This window comes from Massilia pinisoli (assembly GCF_024753285.1).
Taxonomy (GTDB): domain Bacteria; phylum Pseudomonadota; class Gammaproteobacteria; order Burkholderiales; family Burkholderiaceae_D; genus Telluria; species Telluria pinisoli.
This window is the reverse complement of the sequence record NZ_JANUGW010000009.1, coordinates 132,768-148,295: the sequence shown is the minus strand read 5'-3', so window position 1 is coordinate 148,295 and position 15,528 is coordinate 132,768. Positions and strand designations below refer to the sequence as shown.

At 64.8% G+C, this 15,528-nt stretch carries 11 protein-coding genes; 7 read left to right on the top strand and 4 right to left on the bottom strand.

Features of this window, described 5'->3' with window-relative positions; genetic code table 11:
* Nucleotides 1-21: 21 nt before the first annotated feature.
* Complete coding sequence (gene senB / locus NX784_RS14415) at nucleotides 22-981, bottom strand: selenoneine biosynthesis selenosugar synthase SenB (protein ID WP_258817375.1); 960 nt, start codon at nucleotides 979-981, stop codon at nucleotides 22-24.
* A 38-nt stretch (nucleotides 982-1,019) separates the two neighbouring features.
* Here senB and senA point away from each other — a divergent pair, with 38 nt between their 5' ends.
* Entirely contained in the window at nucleotides 1,020-2,231 is a 1,212-nt protein-coding gene (gene senA / locus NX784_RS14410) for a selenoneine synthase SenA (RefSeq protein WP_258817374.1), read from the top strand.
* An 85-nt stretch (nucleotides 2,232-2,316) separates the two neighbouring features.
* Here senA and NX784_RS14405 read toward each other — a convergent pair whose 3' ends face one another.
* Nucleotides 2,317-3,885 carry a DEAD/DEAH box helicase gene (locus tag NX784_RS14405; protein WP_258817373.1) on the bottom strand — a complete coding sequence of 523 codons (1,569 nt, stop codon included), beginning with the start codon at nucleotides 3,883-3,885 and terminating at the stop codon, nucleotides 2,317-2,319.
* 393 nt (nucleotides 3,886-4,278) lie between these two features.
* Nucleotides 4,279-5,652 carry a transglycosylase SLT domain-containing protein gene (locus NX784_RS14400; protein ID WP_258817372.1) on the bottom strand — a complete coding sequence of 458 codons (1,374 nt, stop codon included), beginning with the start codon at nucleotides 5,650-5,652 and terminating at the stop codon, nucleotides 4,279-4,281.
* A gap of 456 nt (nucleotides 5,653-6,108) precedes the next feature.
* On the opposite strand from NX784_RS14400, the gene NX784_RS14395 reads away from it, so the two are divergent.
* Both NX784_RS14395 and NX784_RS14390 read left to right on the top strand, forming a co-directional pair.
* Nucleotides 6,109-6,678: a DUF1415 domain-containing protein gene (locus NX784_RS14395; RefSeq protein ID WP_258817370.1), complete on the top strand. Its 570-nt coding sequence runs from the start codon at nucleotides 6,109-6,111 to the stop codon at nucleotides 6,676-6,678.
* Nucleotides 6,659-6,874 carry a DUF1289 domain-containing protein gene (locus NX784_RS14390; protein ID WP_258817368.1) on the top strand — a complete coding sequence of 72 codons (216 nt, stop codon included), beginning with the start codon at nucleotides 6,659-6,661 and terminating at the stop codon, nucleotides 6,872-6,874. The genes NX784_RS14395 and NX784_RS14390 overlap by 20 nt, the downstream gene beginning before the upstream one ends.
* Before the next feature lie 4 nt (nucleotides 6,875-6,878).
* On the opposite strand, the gene NX784_RS14385 is transcribed toward NX784_RS14390, so the two are convergent.
* Nucleotides 6,879-7,385: a DUF1993 domain-containing protein gene (locus NX784_RS14385; RefSeq protein ID WP_258817367.1), complete on the bottom strand. Its 507-nt coding sequence runs from the start codon at nucleotides 7,383-7,385 to the stop codon at nucleotides 6,879-6,881.
* 352 nt (nucleotides 7,386-7,737) lie between these two features.
* Between NX784_RS14385 and NX784_RS14380 the strand changes: the two genes are divergently transcribed.
* The 4 genes from NX784_RS14380 (at nucleotide 7,738) to NX784_RS14365 (ending at nucleotide 15,527) form a co-directional block, all read left to right on the top strand.
* Nucleotides 7,738-8,970 carry a XylR family transcriptional regulator gene (locus NX784_RS14380; protein WP_258817366.1) on the top strand — a complete coding sequence of 411 codons (1,233 nt, stop codon included), beginning with the start codon at nucleotides 7,738-7,740 and terminating at the stop codon, nucleotides 8,968-8,970.
* A 271-nt stretch (nucleotides 8,971-9,241) separates the two neighbouring features.
* Complete coding sequence (locus NX784_RS14375; protein ID WP_258817365.1) at nucleotides 9,242-10,315, top strand: helix-turn-helix domain-containing protein; 1,074 nt, start codon at nucleotides 9,242-9,244, stop codon at nucleotides 10,313-10,315.
* Between the two features lie 422 nt (nucleotides 10,316-10,737).
* Complete coding sequence (locus tag NX784_RS14370) at nucleotides 10,738-13,773, top strand: TonB-dependent receptor (protein ID WP_258817364.1); 3,036 nt, start codon at nucleotides 10,738-10,740, stop codon at nucleotides 13,771-13,773.
* An 83-nt stretch (nucleotides 13,774-13,856) separates the two neighbouring features.
* Nucleotides 13,857-15,527: a DUF5597 domain-containing protein gene (locus tag NX784_RS14365; protein WP_258817363.1), complete on the top strand. Its 1,671-nt coding sequence runs from the start codon at nucleotides 13,857-13,859 to the stop codon at nucleotides 15,525-15,527.
* The last annotated feature ends 1 nt before the right edge of the window (nucleotide 15,528 follow it).

Here is a 15,528-nt window from a genome sequence, read left to right as displayed (position 1 = left end):
GGTGCTCTTGTCGTCCTGCGTTCATCGGAATAGCAGATTATCCACCAACTCGAGCAGGTGCGCTCGCTCCGCGCCGGGGGCGAACAGCCGCGCACGCGCCGCGCACTGGCGCCGCAGCCGCATGATGAAGCCGACGTCGCGCGCGCTGCGGTCGATGAGGGCCGCCAGCGCGGCGGCGTTGCCCGGCGCGAAGTAGCCCGCATAGTCGTCGCCCAGCATGCCGACGTTGCCGGCGATGCGCGACGCCAGCACGGGTACGCCGCTCGTCACGGCTTCGATGATGACGTTCGCGCCGCCTTCCATGCGCGACGCGATGACCATCGCATGGCAGCGCCGCAGCCGGCGCCGCGTCGCCATGTGGGGCAGGGCGCCGAGCCAGCGGTACGCTCGTGTCGCGTCCTGCGTGGCGCGCGCGCGCTGGCCCAGCGCCGGGTCGAGCGCGGCGCCGATGTGCAGCAGGCGCACGCCGGGCGTGTGGATCAGGCGGGCCGCGTCCATGAACGTCTGCGGATCCTTTTCCGCGCGCAGGTGGCCGATCATGGCGACGTCGAGCGGCGCGCGCGGCCGCGCGGGACGCAGGCGCGGGGCCGACTGATAGATCACGTGCGTTTTAGGTCGCAGCGCTGCCGGCAGCTCGTCCAGCCCGCGCGGCTGCAGCACGACGAGCGCCGTCGCGCGTTCCAGCGACGCGCGTGCCGTATCGTCCTCGTGGATGTCGCGATACAGGTCCGTGCCGGTCAACACGAGCAGGGCGGGGCGGTCGGGATGGGCATCCGTGAACGCGGCCAGCGCGGCGGCGGAGCGGCGCGCATGCAGCGCGATCAACAGGTCCGGGACCGGATCGCCGGCCTGCCAGCCGGGACCGATGGTGACGCGGCAATCGCGCGCGAGATGGCGCTGCCAGCGGCTGGCGGTCTGCCAGTTGCCGTTGTTTTCGCGGGCGGATGCGGGACTGACGATGTGGATGTGTGCGCTGGCCATGCGGTGGGAGGGGCTCGTAAATGGTCGTACAATGATGCATGACCGTTCATCAAGCATCGTTCCGTTATGCGGGACCCGGAGAGCTGGCCGTCGCGCTGCAGGATGCGCGGCATTATACGCTGGCGCTGTTCGAAGCTCTCGCCGCCGCCGGCTACGATGCCGCGGCGCGCGTGCCACGCCTGTCCACCGTGAATCCGCCGTTGTGGGAGCTGGGCCACGTCGCGTGGTTCGCCGAATGGTTCGTGCTGCGCGGCGCGCTGGACAGCCGGCCCGGCGCCGCCAGCGGCCATTCGCTGCTGGCGCGCGGCGACGACTGGTTCGACTCCGGCACCGTCGCCCACGGTGCGCGCTGGACGCTCGACCTGCCGCCACCGGGTGCCGTGAAGACCTATTGCCACGAGGTGCTGGACCGCATCCTCGACCGCCTGAAGCACGAGCCCGACGACGATGCGGCGCTGTATCCGTACCGCCTCGCGCTGGCGCACGAGGACATGCATGGCGAAGCGTTCCTGTACACCTTGCAGACGTTGCAATCGCGCGGCGCGCCCGCGCCTGCGCACATGCTGGTGCCGATGCATCCAGCTGCCGGGGCTCCCGCGGGCGAGATCGCGTTCGCCGGCGGCAGTTACGTGCGCGGCGGCGACCAGTCGACCGGCTTCGTGTTCGACAACGAGAAGAGCGCCGCCGTCGTCAAGGTGGCGCCGTTCGCGCTGGACGCGGGCCCCGTCAGCACGGGCGCGTTCCTCGACTTCGTGCACGACGGCGGCTACGAGCGTTCGCAGTACTGGACGGATGCGGGCCGCGCCTGGCTCATGACACAGGAGCGCTCCGCGCCGCGCTACTGGGCGCGCGAAGGCGACGACTGGCACACGGTGCGCTTCGGCCGCCCCGTCGCGCTCGACCTCGCGGAACCCGTGCGCCACGTGAACCTGTACGAGGCGCAGGCGTGGTGCGCGTGGGCCGGGCGCCGGCTGCCGACGGAAGACGAGTGGGAATTCGCGGCCGCGTCCGGCCAGCCAGGATTCGCGTGGGGGCAGGTGTGGGAATGGACGGCGTCGCCGTTCCTGCCGTTCGCCGGCTTCGAGGCGGACCGCTACCGCGACTACTCGGCGCCGTGGTTCGGCACGCGCCAGACCTTGCGCGGCGCATCGTTCGCGACGCCGGCGCGCCTGCGCTCGCCGCACTTCCGCAATTTCTTCACGCCGGAGCGGGACGACATCTTCGCGGGGTTCCGCAGCTGCGCGTTGTGAGCGGCGCGGCGCCATAAAAACAAAACCCCCGGCATTGCGGTGCCGGGGGTTGTTCGTTCATGCAAGGGGCGAAGCGCCCCTGCGATCAACGGTCGCCGAACGTGCGGCGGGCCGAGTCGGCCGAGCGCGGATGCGCGCCGAAGCCCGAGCGTTCGCGGCGCGGGGCGCCTTCGCTGCGGAAGCCGCCTTCGCGACGCTGGCCTTGATAGCCGCCGTCGGCGCGCGGTGCGCTTTCGCTGCGATAGCCGCCTTCGCGACGTTGGCCTTGATAGCCGCTGTCGGTGCGCGGTGCATCGCCCCGATAGCCGCCTTCACGCTGGCCGCTTGGCTTGTCGCCGCCGCGGTAGCCTTCACCGGCCGGCTTGTGGAAGCTGCGCTGACCCGGCTTGCCGCCGCGGCCATCGCCCGGCTTCCAGCCCGGACGCGCGCCCGAACGGGGTGCCGCCGAGCGCTTCGGCTCGAAACCTTCCACGACATCGACCGGGATCGTCTGCTTGGTGAAGCGTTCGATGCGGCGCACGTTCATGCTTTCCGCGTGGTTCACGAGCGAGACGGCCGTACCGTTGCGGCCGGCGCGGCCCGTGCGGCCGATGCGGTGCACGTAGTCTTCCGGGAACTTCGGCAGGTCGTAGTTCACCACGTGGGTGATCGACGGCACGTCGATGCCGCGTGCGGCGACGTCGGTGGCCACGAGCACACGCACCTGGCCGCGGCGCATGCTGTCCAGTGTGCGGTTGCGGGCGCCCTGGTGCATGTCGCCATGCAGTGCGGCAGCCGCGAAGCCGGCGATGTTCAGGCGGTCGGCGATCATGTCGGCATCGCGCTTGGTGGCGGTGAACACGACGGCCTGGTCCATGGTTTCATCGCGCAGCAGGTGGTCGAGCAGGCGGTTCTTGTGCGACAGGTCGTCGACAAAGTGAACCTTCTGCACGATGTTCTCGTGGCGATTGGTCGCGCTCATGATCTGGATCACTTGCGGGTTCTTCGTGATGCGGCGCGCCATGTTGCCGACGACGCCATCCAGCGTGGCCGAGAACAGCATGGTCTGGCGCGTGTCCGGCGTCGCGGCGACGATCTTCTCGATGTCTTCGATGAAGCCCATGTCCAGCATGCGGTCGGCTTCGTCCAGCACGAGGATCTCGAGCTGCGAGAAGTCGATCTTGCCCGACTCCATGTGGTCGATCAGGCGGCCCGGCGTCGCGACGAGGATTTCCGGATTCTTGGCCAGCAGTTGCATCTGCTTCGGATACGGCATGCCGCCCAGGATCGAGACGGCGCGGATGCGGCGCATGTGCGCGGTGTACTGCTCGGTGGCAGTGGTCACCTGCAGGGCCAGTTCGCGGGTCGGGGTCAGCACGAGCATTTTCGGCTGGGCTGCTTTAAAACGGACGCGCTCGCCACGAGCGCGTGCCGCCTGCGCATCCTGCGCGGGCGTACGGCCGGCCGCGGCCGGTTCGGTCTCAGCGAATTTGTGCAGGGAGGGCAGCATGAATGCCGCCGTCTTGCCGGAACCGGTCTGGGACGACACCAGCAGATCGCGGCCCGCGATCGCCGCAGGCACCGCCTCCGCCTGCACCGGGGTCGGCTTTTCATAGCCGGCCTGGAAGACTGCCTTGACGATGGACGCGTGTAAACCTAGTGCTTCAAAACTCATGTGTACTGTACTTTCGGTATGGATCAGTGAGCGTCCACGCTATTCGGAGCGGAACGCGAAATAGCAACGCGAGCCAACAATACGAAATGACTCTGAAACGAAAGAAATTTCGGCACAAAAGCTTTGCGCCGGGACGGTGCCTGTTTCGGCACGCAGGGCGGGAGGGCTTTATGAAAGGACACCCAACTTCGTGGATGCCTGGGCTTGCGATGCTGCGGTTGTACTGCTTTACGACTTTGGTGGGCTGCCCTCGCGGAGCATGACAACGCGTTTATTGCAGCGCACAACCGACACTATACCGTACTTTTGAAGAGCGTGCACGGCACACGTCGGTATGTGCGCGATTGGACGGGCCGTGGGCCCGTCGCGTTGTCGGGATGATACGGCGCGCGATCAGCGGCGCTTGCGGCCGTTCGCGTTGACGGCCGGCTTGTTGCTTCGCGACACGCGGCTCTTGATCTCGGCCACGGCATGGGCCGCGCTGGCCTTGATGCGCTGCGCACCCGACAGCCTGTGGGGGCTGCGGCGCGATTCTCCGCGGTCGGCTTCCAGCGCCATCGACGCGTTCTCGACGATGCTCTCGGCGATGTCGTTGCCGGCCGTGGCGGTGGTTTTCGGCACGAGGATCGTGGAGCCGGCCTTCAGGCGCATCTGCGGCGGGATATTGTTCGCCTGGCGGATCACTTCCGGCGTCGTGCCCAGCTTGGCGGCCAGCGACGCGATGCTCTCGCGTGCCGACGTGATCTTGTGCGTCGTCCACGACGACAGCGCGCGGCCCCATTGCGCGAGGTTCAGGTTGAACTTCTCGGCGTTTTCCTTGGGCAGCAGGATCTTCGTGGATTCGCCCGTGATGACGGGCTTCTTGAATTGCGGGTTCAGTGCCTTGAATTCGTCGACGGACATCTCGGCCAGCTGGGCGGCCACGGCCAGGTCGATGTCGGACGTCTTGTCGACGGCGACGAAATACGGCGAGTTGTCGATCACGGGTAGCACGACGCCGTACTGGGCCGGATTCGCGATGATGTTCTTGACGGCCTGCAGCTTCGGCACGTAATTGCGCGTCTCGGTCGGCATCAGCTCGGACAAGCTCTCGAAATCGGTCGGCTTGCCCAGCGCGCGGTTCTTCTGGATGGCTCGCTGCACATTGCCTTCGCCCCAGTTATAGGCGGCCAGCGCCAGCTGCCAGTCGCCGAACATCGTATATAAGCGCTGCAGATAGGTGAGGGCGGCGTCCGTGGAGGCGAGCACGCCGCGGCGCTCGTCCTTGAACATGTTCTGCTGCAGGTTGAAGTCGCGTCCCGTGCCGGGCACGAATTGCCAGATGCCGGCCGCGTCGGCGTTCGACAGCGCTTGCGGGTTGAACGCGGATTCGATGACGGGCAGCAGCGCGAGTTCCGTCGGCATGCCGCGCTTTTCCAGTTCCTGTACGACGTGGTACAGGTACAGCGACGCGCGGCCGGAGGTGCGAGCGAGGTAATCGGGACGGCTTGCATACCACTGGACGTGCTTGGCGACGAGGGCGTTGTCGATGTCGGGAATCGCGTAGCCGCTGCGGATGCGGGCCCACAGGTCGGGATCTTTATAGTCGTCGGACTTGGCCGGGGTGAGCGCCTGCGGCAGTATGGACTTGGTCAGCGCTGCCGTACTAGTGGTGGTGCTGCCGCTCTGGGCGATCGGGCTCGGGGCGCTGTCGGCGGCGTGACCGAGCGCGGGTCCGAGCAGGAGCGCGACGGTCAGGGCGTAAGTGGAGCGAGTCGTTTCGTTCATAGCTTTCCAGTGTTGCGTCCAGGAACGGCAGGACTGACGAGTAAACTCGGAGTGTACGGACCAGTTACCGGGCCAGTCAAGAAATAAGTCGTCTCGGTTACAAAAAACCTTGTCTATTCTTTTTGCTAACGGTCACCTGCGGTAAGACGTTTTTGAGGGGAGTATGGTTCCTGCCTTGGAATTTTTTTTATGATAGATATCAAGCGTTTTTCTGCATACTCCAGGGGGTACCGTGGAATTCGCGGCGGCTGCGCCGGTGCCCGCATTGTCAAATCGGTTTCCGTCGGCGCGCAACCGGCGGGTAATACCAGCTGCGCGCGCGGACGTTGTCAAGGTAGCCCGGCGGGCCGGCCGTTCTATGAGAGGACGCAAAGTGCGCGTACAATTGCCGTCTCCGCAGCATGCGGTTTGTGCCGTTTCCGCAGCATGCGGGGTTTATTCTTTTGAAAGCGTTACATGAGCACTGCCAACGAGAACCTGGACGATGAAGCGATCGTCGCCGCCACCCGGCGCTGGGTCGACCGCGCCGTCATCGGCCTGAACCTGTGCCCGTTCGCCAAGGCCGTGCAAGTCAAGGACCAGGTCCGCTACGTCGTGTCGCACGCGCGCAGCCCCGAGTCGCTGCTGGACACGCTGATGGATGAATTGCAACTGCTGGCGGAAACGGATCCGGAGCAGGTCGACACCACGTTGCTGATCCACCCGTACGTCTTGCAGGATTTCCTGGACTTCAATGAATTCCTCGACGTGGCCGACGCGGCCGTCGAAGACATGACCATGGACGGCGAGCTGCAGATCGCCAGCTTCCACCCGGACTACCAGTTCGCCGACACGGACCCGAACGACATCGAGAACTTCACGAACCGGTCGCCTTACCCGACGCTGCAACTGCTGCGCGAGGACAGCATCGACCGCGCCGTGGAGGCGATCCCCGACGCGGCCGAGATCTTCGAGAAGAATATCGAGACCATGGAAAAGCTCGGTCATGAAGGCTGGGACAAGCTCGATGTCGGCCCGGCCCGTTGATGCGCAGGGCGGGCCGTTGCCCATCCGGCCGGACACTCCTTGTGTCGCCGTCTGTTCCACGACGTTCGACGACATCTGTCGCGGTTGCGGCCGGACCGTCGTCGAGGTCGCGCACTGGGTCTCGATGACGGCCGAGCAGAAGGAAGTCGTGTGGCAGCGGATCCTGGCGCAGGGCTATCCGCGCCGCAACACCTGATTCCTCAGAACGTCCCGACGAAATCCCGTTTCCCGATCTCCAGCCCGTTATGGCGCAGGATGTCGTATGCCGTCGTGGCATGGAAATAGAAGTTCGGCAGCGCGTAGTGTAATAAATAGACCTCGCCCTTGAACTGGCGCTTGTTGTCGCCGGTGCCGATCGTGATGTCGCGCTCGCCCCCTGCGTCGACGGCTTCGCGCGCGACCGTGTCGAGGAACGCCAGCGTCTTTTCCAGGCGCGCCTGCAAGCCCGCAAAATCCGTCTCGACGTCGTCGTAGCGGGGCACTTCCATGCCCGCCAGGCGCGCGCCCGCGCCCTTGGCGAAATCCGTCGCCAGCTGGACTTGCCGCACCAGCGGGAACATGTCCGGGAACAGCCGCGCCTGCAGCAGCGCGTTCGGGTCAAGCTTCTTCGCATCGACGTGCGCTTCCGCCTTCGCCAGGATGGCCGCCAGGCTGCCGAGGATCTGGCGGAAGACGGGCACGGAAACCGTGTACAGGGAAATGCTCATCAGGCTCTCCTTTGTGTAAAGAGTTCGATCATAACAAGCTTGCATCGATGACGCTTGGCGCCCTCCGAAACTCGGAGTTGCTATGAGGAACTATCTCCGCAGCGTGTCGCGCCGCCGCCGCCGATCGCGCGCGCGCGACACCCGGCCCCGGGCGAAATAACAATTTTTCCGCGCGAAACTTCAACTTTTTGAATCCTCCTAGGAAATCGAAAAATACTTTTACGGGGAGACCCTTACCCGAAAAATATACTTTCCCACGTAAGCGGAAGGGCTTGCTCCGAAGCATTGTCACGCTGCGGAGCCGGCTGGTTGCACTAGAGACGTCCGGACAGGACGCAACGTGGAGACTTGCATGACGACTTCTAAGACGCATCGGATCGCGCTGCTGTTCAACGCAAACAAGGTTTTCGATCGGGAGATCATCGCCGGCATCGCCGGGTACCTATCGAGCAGGCGGGCATCGTGGGAATTGTTCGTGGAAGACGACTTCCGCCTCCGCCTGCCCAGTCTTGCTAATTGGCAAGGCGACGGCATCATCGCGGATTTCGATGATCCGGCGGTCGCGTCAGCCTTGTCGGGCAGCCGGGTCCCCGTCGTCGGGGTAGGCGGCTCGTATGCCGACGACGCCGATTATCCCGTCGGCATCCCCTATGTCGCGACCGATAATTTTAAGCTCGTCAATCTCGCCTACACGCACCTGATCGACGTCGGCTTGCGTCATTTCGCACTGTTTTCCTTGCCCAACGGCATCGAACACCGCTGGGCGCACGAACGCGAAAAGGCGTTCGCCAGTTTGATGCGGCGCGACAAGCTCGATGTCGCCATCTTCCGCGGACAAGCGCATGCGGAGTCGTCGTGGGACGACGTCGTCGCGCAGCAGGTCGAGTGGCTGCGCAGCCTGCCCAAGCCGGTCGGCATCATTGCGGTCACGGACGCGCGGGCGCGGCAACTGCTGCAAGCTTGTCAGAGCGCAAACATCGCCGTCCCGGAACAGGTCGCGATCATCGGCATCGACAACGATCCCCTCGCGCGCATGCTGTCGTGCATCCCGCTCAGCTCCGTGATCCAGGGGACCCAGGAAATGGGCCGGACGGCGGCCCGCATGCTCCATCAGTTGCTCGAGGGCACTTATCTAGAATGCAAGCGCATCCTCGTGCCGCCCGCCGGTATCAACGTGCTGTCGTCGAGCGCCCACCGGCCGATCAAGAATCCGCGCGTCATGCGTGCCCGGCATTTTATTCGTCAATATGCCTGTCAGGGCATCAAAGGCGACCAGGTGGCCGATTACGTCGGCGTGTCGCGCTCGACGCTCGAGTTATATTTCCAGCAAGAGCTCGCGTGCAGCGTGCACGATGAAATCCTGCGCTTCAAGCTCGAAGCGGCGACCGCGTTGCTGACGCGGGGCGACGTCAGCGTGGCCGAGGTCGCACATCGTTGCGGATTTACGTCAATGCAATATCTATTCGCCGTGTTCAAGCGCGAGTTGGGATGCACGCCGCGCGAGTATCAGCAGCGTGCCGCGAATGACGCGCCCGTCTGCGTCGGTGCCGCCAACGATGCCGACGCCAGCGTCATCGCCGTGTAGTCCCGACGGACGCGGTGCCTGCCCCCGGCCGCGTCGACTGCGGGCGCGCAACAGCCCGCTCGACAGATATACATGCTACCTGTCATTATATTGACGACGCCAGGGTGACCCGTTGCCCCGGCGGCTCGTACGATGTCAGTCAGCGTAAATTTGCCGGGGCAGTAACACCGTAATGCAGAGTTTCTACAATAAGGCGCTCACGGGGCTGTTGGCCTTGATGGTCGCAAGCGTTCTCATCGGCTTCATCTGTATGCGTTGCACGTACATCCGCATGACCGTGCTGCCCGCGGCGGACCGCAGCGTGGCGATGCGGACCAGTGTCAGTTCCGACAAGGATACGGGCGGACGCTCGACGATCAGGCTCGTCGACGACACGTCCACGCTGAGTTTCGAATTCACCGGGGTGAAGGCGGTGGATTACCCGTACGCCAATGCCGAGCTGGTGTTCCTCGACCATGCGGGCAAGCCCGCGCTCGTCGACCTGTCGCGCTACAGCGCCGTTTCCTTCGATGTCACCTGCACGCCCACCAACACGCTGGCGTTCGGCCTCCTGATGTTCGAGGACAATGTGTCCGTCCCCGGCGATTACACGACGTACCGGCTCGCCTATTCCTATTACTTCTGCAACGAACGGGGTGAGCACCTCGAGCTCGACCTCGCGCGTCTCAGAACCGACCAGTGGTGGTTCGGCACACACCAGCTGAGCCTCGCGCAGCAGGAGCTGGCGCCGACGAAGGTCGCAAAGCTCTGCTTCGGCAACACGTTCCAGAGTCCGTTCGGCGTGCTGTCCAAGGTGCAGATCAAGAACGTGACTCTGATCGGCCGCGACATGCGATATATGTACTTGTTCTGGGCATTCATGATCATCGCGTGGCCCGCCTACGCGTTCTGGTTCTTCCGGCGGCACACCCAGGCCTTGCTCGTGGACGTCGAAGACAAGGTGCGGCGTGACCTGCCGCTGGTCGCTTACCAGCAACTGTCCCAGGACCTGCACCGGGACAAGGAGCACAGTGCCATCCTGCGCTTCATGGCGACGGCGTATCCGAACCCGGAACTCGACGTCGAGACCATGGTGAGCACGCTCGGTATCAGCAGAAACAAGATCAACGAGATCCTCAAGGCTGAGCTTGGCTTCACGTTCTCCACCTATCTCAACAAGCTCAGGCTGACCGAGGCGGCCCGCCTTCTGGGCGAAAAGGAAGACAGCAGCGTGGCGGAAATCGCCTATGCGGTCGGCTACCGCAACGTCTCCTACTTCAACAAGCTGTTCAAGGAAGAATACGGCTGCACGCCCAAGACCTTCCGCAAGCTGCGCGAAGCGACGCCGGCCGACCTGGGATCGTAGCGGCCCGCCGCGCTCGCGGCGCCTTCTTTCACGCCGGCCACCACGGAATTTCACCGTCCCATCGATGGATTTCGTTGTGGCGGCGCCGCCAAGCCGTTCGTACAATCATGTCATCGTATTGCACATCGTGCCGGATCGGGCAGCGCGCCAGCGCGGTCCCGCTCCCCGATTTCATTGCGATCTCCTCCCGCGATCAAGTGGGTTCGGGGCGGCTCTGGCCGCCCTTTTTTTCGGCCGCGTGCGCCGCGAACGATCCCTTGTTTTCGTTGATTGTTTGAGGGATTTCATGATTGCCGCACGAAACACCGGCAATCAGAATGAAATAGTTCGACGGCAAAACCAAAGACATCGTGCGACCGATCCAACCCGGCGCCGCAAAACAGCCGCGACATCATCCAAGATAAAAACGGAGATAGACCAAGGTGAAGACTATCAGGAAAACAGCGATCGCCATCGGCGTCGCGCAGCTGGCGTTGATGACAAGCGGCGTCGTGCTGGCCCAGACCGAAGCGACCCAGGTCGTCGTGCACGGCCAGCGCGCAGCGCTCGAATCGGCGCAGAACATCAAGAAGAACTCGGACGAGATCGTCGACTCGGTTGTTGCGGACGACATCGGCAAGCTGCCGGACAAGTCGGTGACGGAAGTCCTGCAGCGCATCGTCGGCGTGAGCATCGACCGTACGCTGAACCGGGTCGATCCGCAGCAGGGCGTGGGCGACAGTATCAACCACTACGCGGCCGAAGGCACCGGCGTGTCGATCCGCGGCCTGGGCGCGGGTCAGGTGCGCTCCGAATTCAACGGCCGCGACGCCTTCTCCGCCAACGGCGGGCGCGCGCTGAGCTTCGAGGACGTGCCGCCCGAACTGCTGGCCGGCGTCGACGTGTACAAGAACCCCTCCGCCGAGCAGATCGAAGGCGGCATCGCCGGCCTGGTCAACCTGCGCACGGCGCTGCCGTTCGATGCCAAGGGCCGCAAGGTCGCGTTCTCGACCGAGGTCTCCCGTTCCTCGCTGCGTCAGAAGACGACGCCGCCATCTGTGTCCGGTCTGTTTTCGGACCGTTGGGACACGCGCTTCGGCCAGGTCGGCGTGTTGATCGACCTCTCGCGTTCGAAGGGCGCGAACCAGAGCGACAGCCTGTCGATCGCGCCGTACATTTCGCGCGACGACCTCGTGCCCGGCAAGCGCGTGTGGGTCACCCCGTCCGCGAGCTGGGGCCAGAACACCTTCGACCGCACCCGCGACGGCCTGTACGGCGCGCTGCAGTGGAAGAAGGGCGACTTCAGTTCGTACGTGACGTTCCTGCGGTCGAGGTACAAGCAGCACTCCGACGAGAATTCCTACTTCGGCGGTACGAACCCGGCCACGCTGCAGCTGGACCCGGGCGCCACGTTCGACGACCATGGCGCCCTGCTGACGGGCACCTTGCGCGATCCGACCAACAGCGGTCCGGGCTTCGGCACGGGCCTGGGCTTCGGCACCGATGCGCGCGCGAGCGGCCGTACGTCCGACACGCGCGACGTGTCGTGGTCGGGGTCGTGGCGCGCCAGCGATGCATGGACCGTCAAGGCCGACCTGCAGCACGTGCAGGCCACGACCGACGGCTACGACAACACGGTCGGCCTGGGTGGCTGGGTGCCGGGGCAGACGGTCGATCTGCGCGGCGGCCAGCCGTCGATCACCTTCGACCAGTCGTCGCAGGCCTACCTCGCCGATCCGTCGCACTACTACTGGGGCTTCACCCAGGTTCACCACGACGTGGCGAAGGCGCAGATGAACACGGCGCGCCTCGATGCCAAGTACACGTTCGACGGTCCGATCTTCAACGACCTGAGTTTCGGCGTGCGCGTGACCGATCGCTCGGCGGTGACGCAGTCCACCCACGATTCCGAATGGACCCAGATCTCGCAAGGCTGGGCGGTCGGCACGCAGTCGTGGCAGCCGCTGGCCCAGTTCGCCGGCCTCGGTGACCCGCGCTTCGCCCGCGACTTCAACCTGCACCAGTTCAACAACTTCTTCGGTGGCGGCATGGCGGCGCCGGCGCCGGTGATCGTGCCGGACAGGGCGCTGACCGATTCGGTCGACGCCATCACGAAGCTGCATGAGTTCTACACGTTGCTGTGCAATGAAGCCAACGCCACCGGCCGGAACAACGACTGCAGCTACAAGCCGCCCAAGTTCGGCGACGCGCAGGGCCTGAACGACCAGCACGAGCGTTCCCAGGCCGCGTATGCCCAGCTGCGCTTCGCGTACGACAAGCTGGCGTATCCGATCGACGGCAATGTGGGTGTGCGCGTCGTGCGGACCAATCCGAAGTCGATCGGCTACACGCTGTTCACCCCGCCGAACAAGCCGCTGCAACCGGGCGTGCCGGACATTCCGGCGCAGTCGCAGAAGCAGACCTTCGAGAGCACCTACACCCGCGTGCTGCCGAGCCTGAACCTGCGCCTGAAGGCCAGCGACGAACTGCAATTCCGCCTCGGCCTGTCGAAAGGCATGGCGCGTCCGGACTTCTACTTGCTGCAGGCGTACACGACGCTGGGCATGGACATCAAGACGCACACGCCGCCGGGTGATAACCAGCAGCCGGTGCTCGACTCGATCTCGTACAACGGCCAGTTGCGCGGCAATACGTCGCTGCGGCCGGTCATGTCCACGAACCTCGACCTGACGGCGGAGTACTACTTCGGCCGCGCCAGCTCGGCGACGCTCGGCGTGTTCAACAAGAAGCTGAAGGACATCATCATCAACCAGACGACGGTCTACCCGCTGAACGACGTCACCGGAAAGACGTACGACTTCATGGTCACCGGACCCGTCAACGGCATGGACGCCCGCGTCAGCGGCATCGAGGCCAGCTTCCAGACCTATTTCGACAAGCTGCCCGGCCTGCTGTCCGGCCTCGGGGTGTCGAGCAACTTCACGTACATCGACAGCAGTACGTCGTACCACGATCCGATCAACGGTACCTGGTGCACGCCGAAGGACACGCTGACTGCCAACACGATCCGCAACCTGCAGGGCTGCGACACGGACGGCAAGGTGTTCGGCAACATGCCGCTGACGGGCCTGTCGCGCACGTCGTACAACGTGGCACTGCTGTACGAGAAGGATGCGCTGTCGATGCGCCTGGCGTACAGCTGGCGCGACAAGTACCTGCAGTCGACCAATGCGTACGGTACGGCCGGCGGCGAGGGTATCGACCGCAACCCGGACAGCCCGAACTTCGGCCAGGCGTACTCGGTCAACTACGGCCTGCCGACCTGGGGTGGCGCGTACGGCCAGCTCGACTTCGGCTTCCAGTACAAGCTCACGGAGAACCTGCGTCTCGGCGGCCAGGTGGGCAACCTGACGAACCAGATCTACAAGCAGTACATGCAGCAGCAGGTCGGCATGAAACTGCACAACGCGTTCTACACGGGGCGCACGTTCAATGCGCAGCTGAACTACTCGTTCTAAGCTGCTCCCTTCCGGGACAGGCCTCCCGCGACCGTCGCCGGTCGCGCGAGGTTTTTCCATTCAACCCAGTGGTATCCGATCGCATGAAGAAAACCTCCCAACACCTGCTCGCCGCAGCTTGCGCGCTTGCCTTCTCCGCCACGCACGCGGGCGCCGCAACCGCGTCGAAGAACGCACCCATTCCCCGCCTGGTGCAGAGCGATGGCCGCTATGCGCTGATGGTCGACGGCGAGCCCTACACGATCCTGGGCGTGCAGGCCCACAATTCCAGCAATTATCCGGGCGCGCTCGACAAAGTCTGGGCTGCCGTCAAGGACGTCCATGCGAACACGCTCGAGATCCCGGTCGCCTGGGAACAGATCGAACCCGTCGAAGGCAGGTTCGATTTCAGCTACGTCGACACGCTGGTGGCCCAGGCGCGCCAGAAAGGCGTGCGCCTCGTGCTGCTGTGGTTCGGCACCTGGAAGAATACGGGGCCCGCCTACACGCCGGAATGGGTCAAGTTCGACAACCGGCGCTTCCCGCGCATGGTCGACAAGGACGGCAAGACCGGCTATTGCCTGACGCCGCTGAGCGAACAGACCCTGAAGGCCGACACCCGGGCGTTCGTGGCGTTGATGACCCACCTGAAGAAGATCGACGAGGCCAAGCGCACCGTCATCATGGTGCAGGTCGAGAACGAAGTCGGCACCTACGGCACGGTGCGCGACTTCGGCCCGCAGGCCGAGGCGGCGTTCCGCCAGCCGGTGCCGCAGGCGGTCCTGGTGCACAAAAAATCGCCGGTACCGGGCGCGGCCAGCGGCACGTGGTCCGAAGTCTACGGCCCGTACGCCGACGAGTACTTCCACGCCTATGCGATTGCTCGCTACATCGAGGAAGTCGCAAAGGCAGGGCGCGCCGTGTACGACCTGCCGATGTATGTCAACAATGCGCTGCGCGACCCGGTCGAGCCGCTGGCGCCGTGGAAGGGCAACTTCGCCAGCGGCGGCCCGGGCTACGACGTCGTCGACATCTACAAGGCCGCCGCCCCGCACATCGACATCGCGGCACCCGACATCTACATCGGCGAATCGCACAAGGTGAGCGCCGTCCTGACGCAGTTCCAGCGTCCGGACAACGCGCTGTTCGTGCCGGAGATGGGCAACGCGCAGCACTATGCGCGCTACCTGCTGCAGATCCTGGGGCGGGGCGCCATCGGCGTGTCGCCGTTCGGTGTCGACTATGCCGACTACAGCAATTATCCGCTGGGCGCCAAGCAGAAAGACAAGACGATGGCCGAACCGTTCGGCCAGATCTACGAGGTGTTCGGTTCGCTCGCACCGCTATGGGGCCGGTGGGCGCTGGAAGGGCGCACGTACGGCATGGCGGAAGGCGACGACCGCAAGCCGCAGCCGCTGGAAATGAAGAACTGGGGCGTCACCGCGTCGTTCCGCCAGTGGCAACTGGGCAGCCAACCCGATCCGATCAACCTGGCCGACATCCCGCCGGGCACCGAATCGCCGTCGGGCAGCATGGCGATGGCGCAGATCGGCGACGACGAGTTCGTCGTGGTCGGCCAGCACATCCGCCTGCACTTCTGGCCCGCCGGCGCCAACGCCGGCAAGCCTTTCATGTTCGCGCGCGTCGAGGAAGGGCGTTTCGACGCGCACGGAAAATGGGTCATGGAGCGCAACTGGAACGGCGACCAGACCGACCACGGCCTCAACTTCACGGGGCGGCCGACCATCCTGAAAATCCGTCTGCGCACCTATTGAA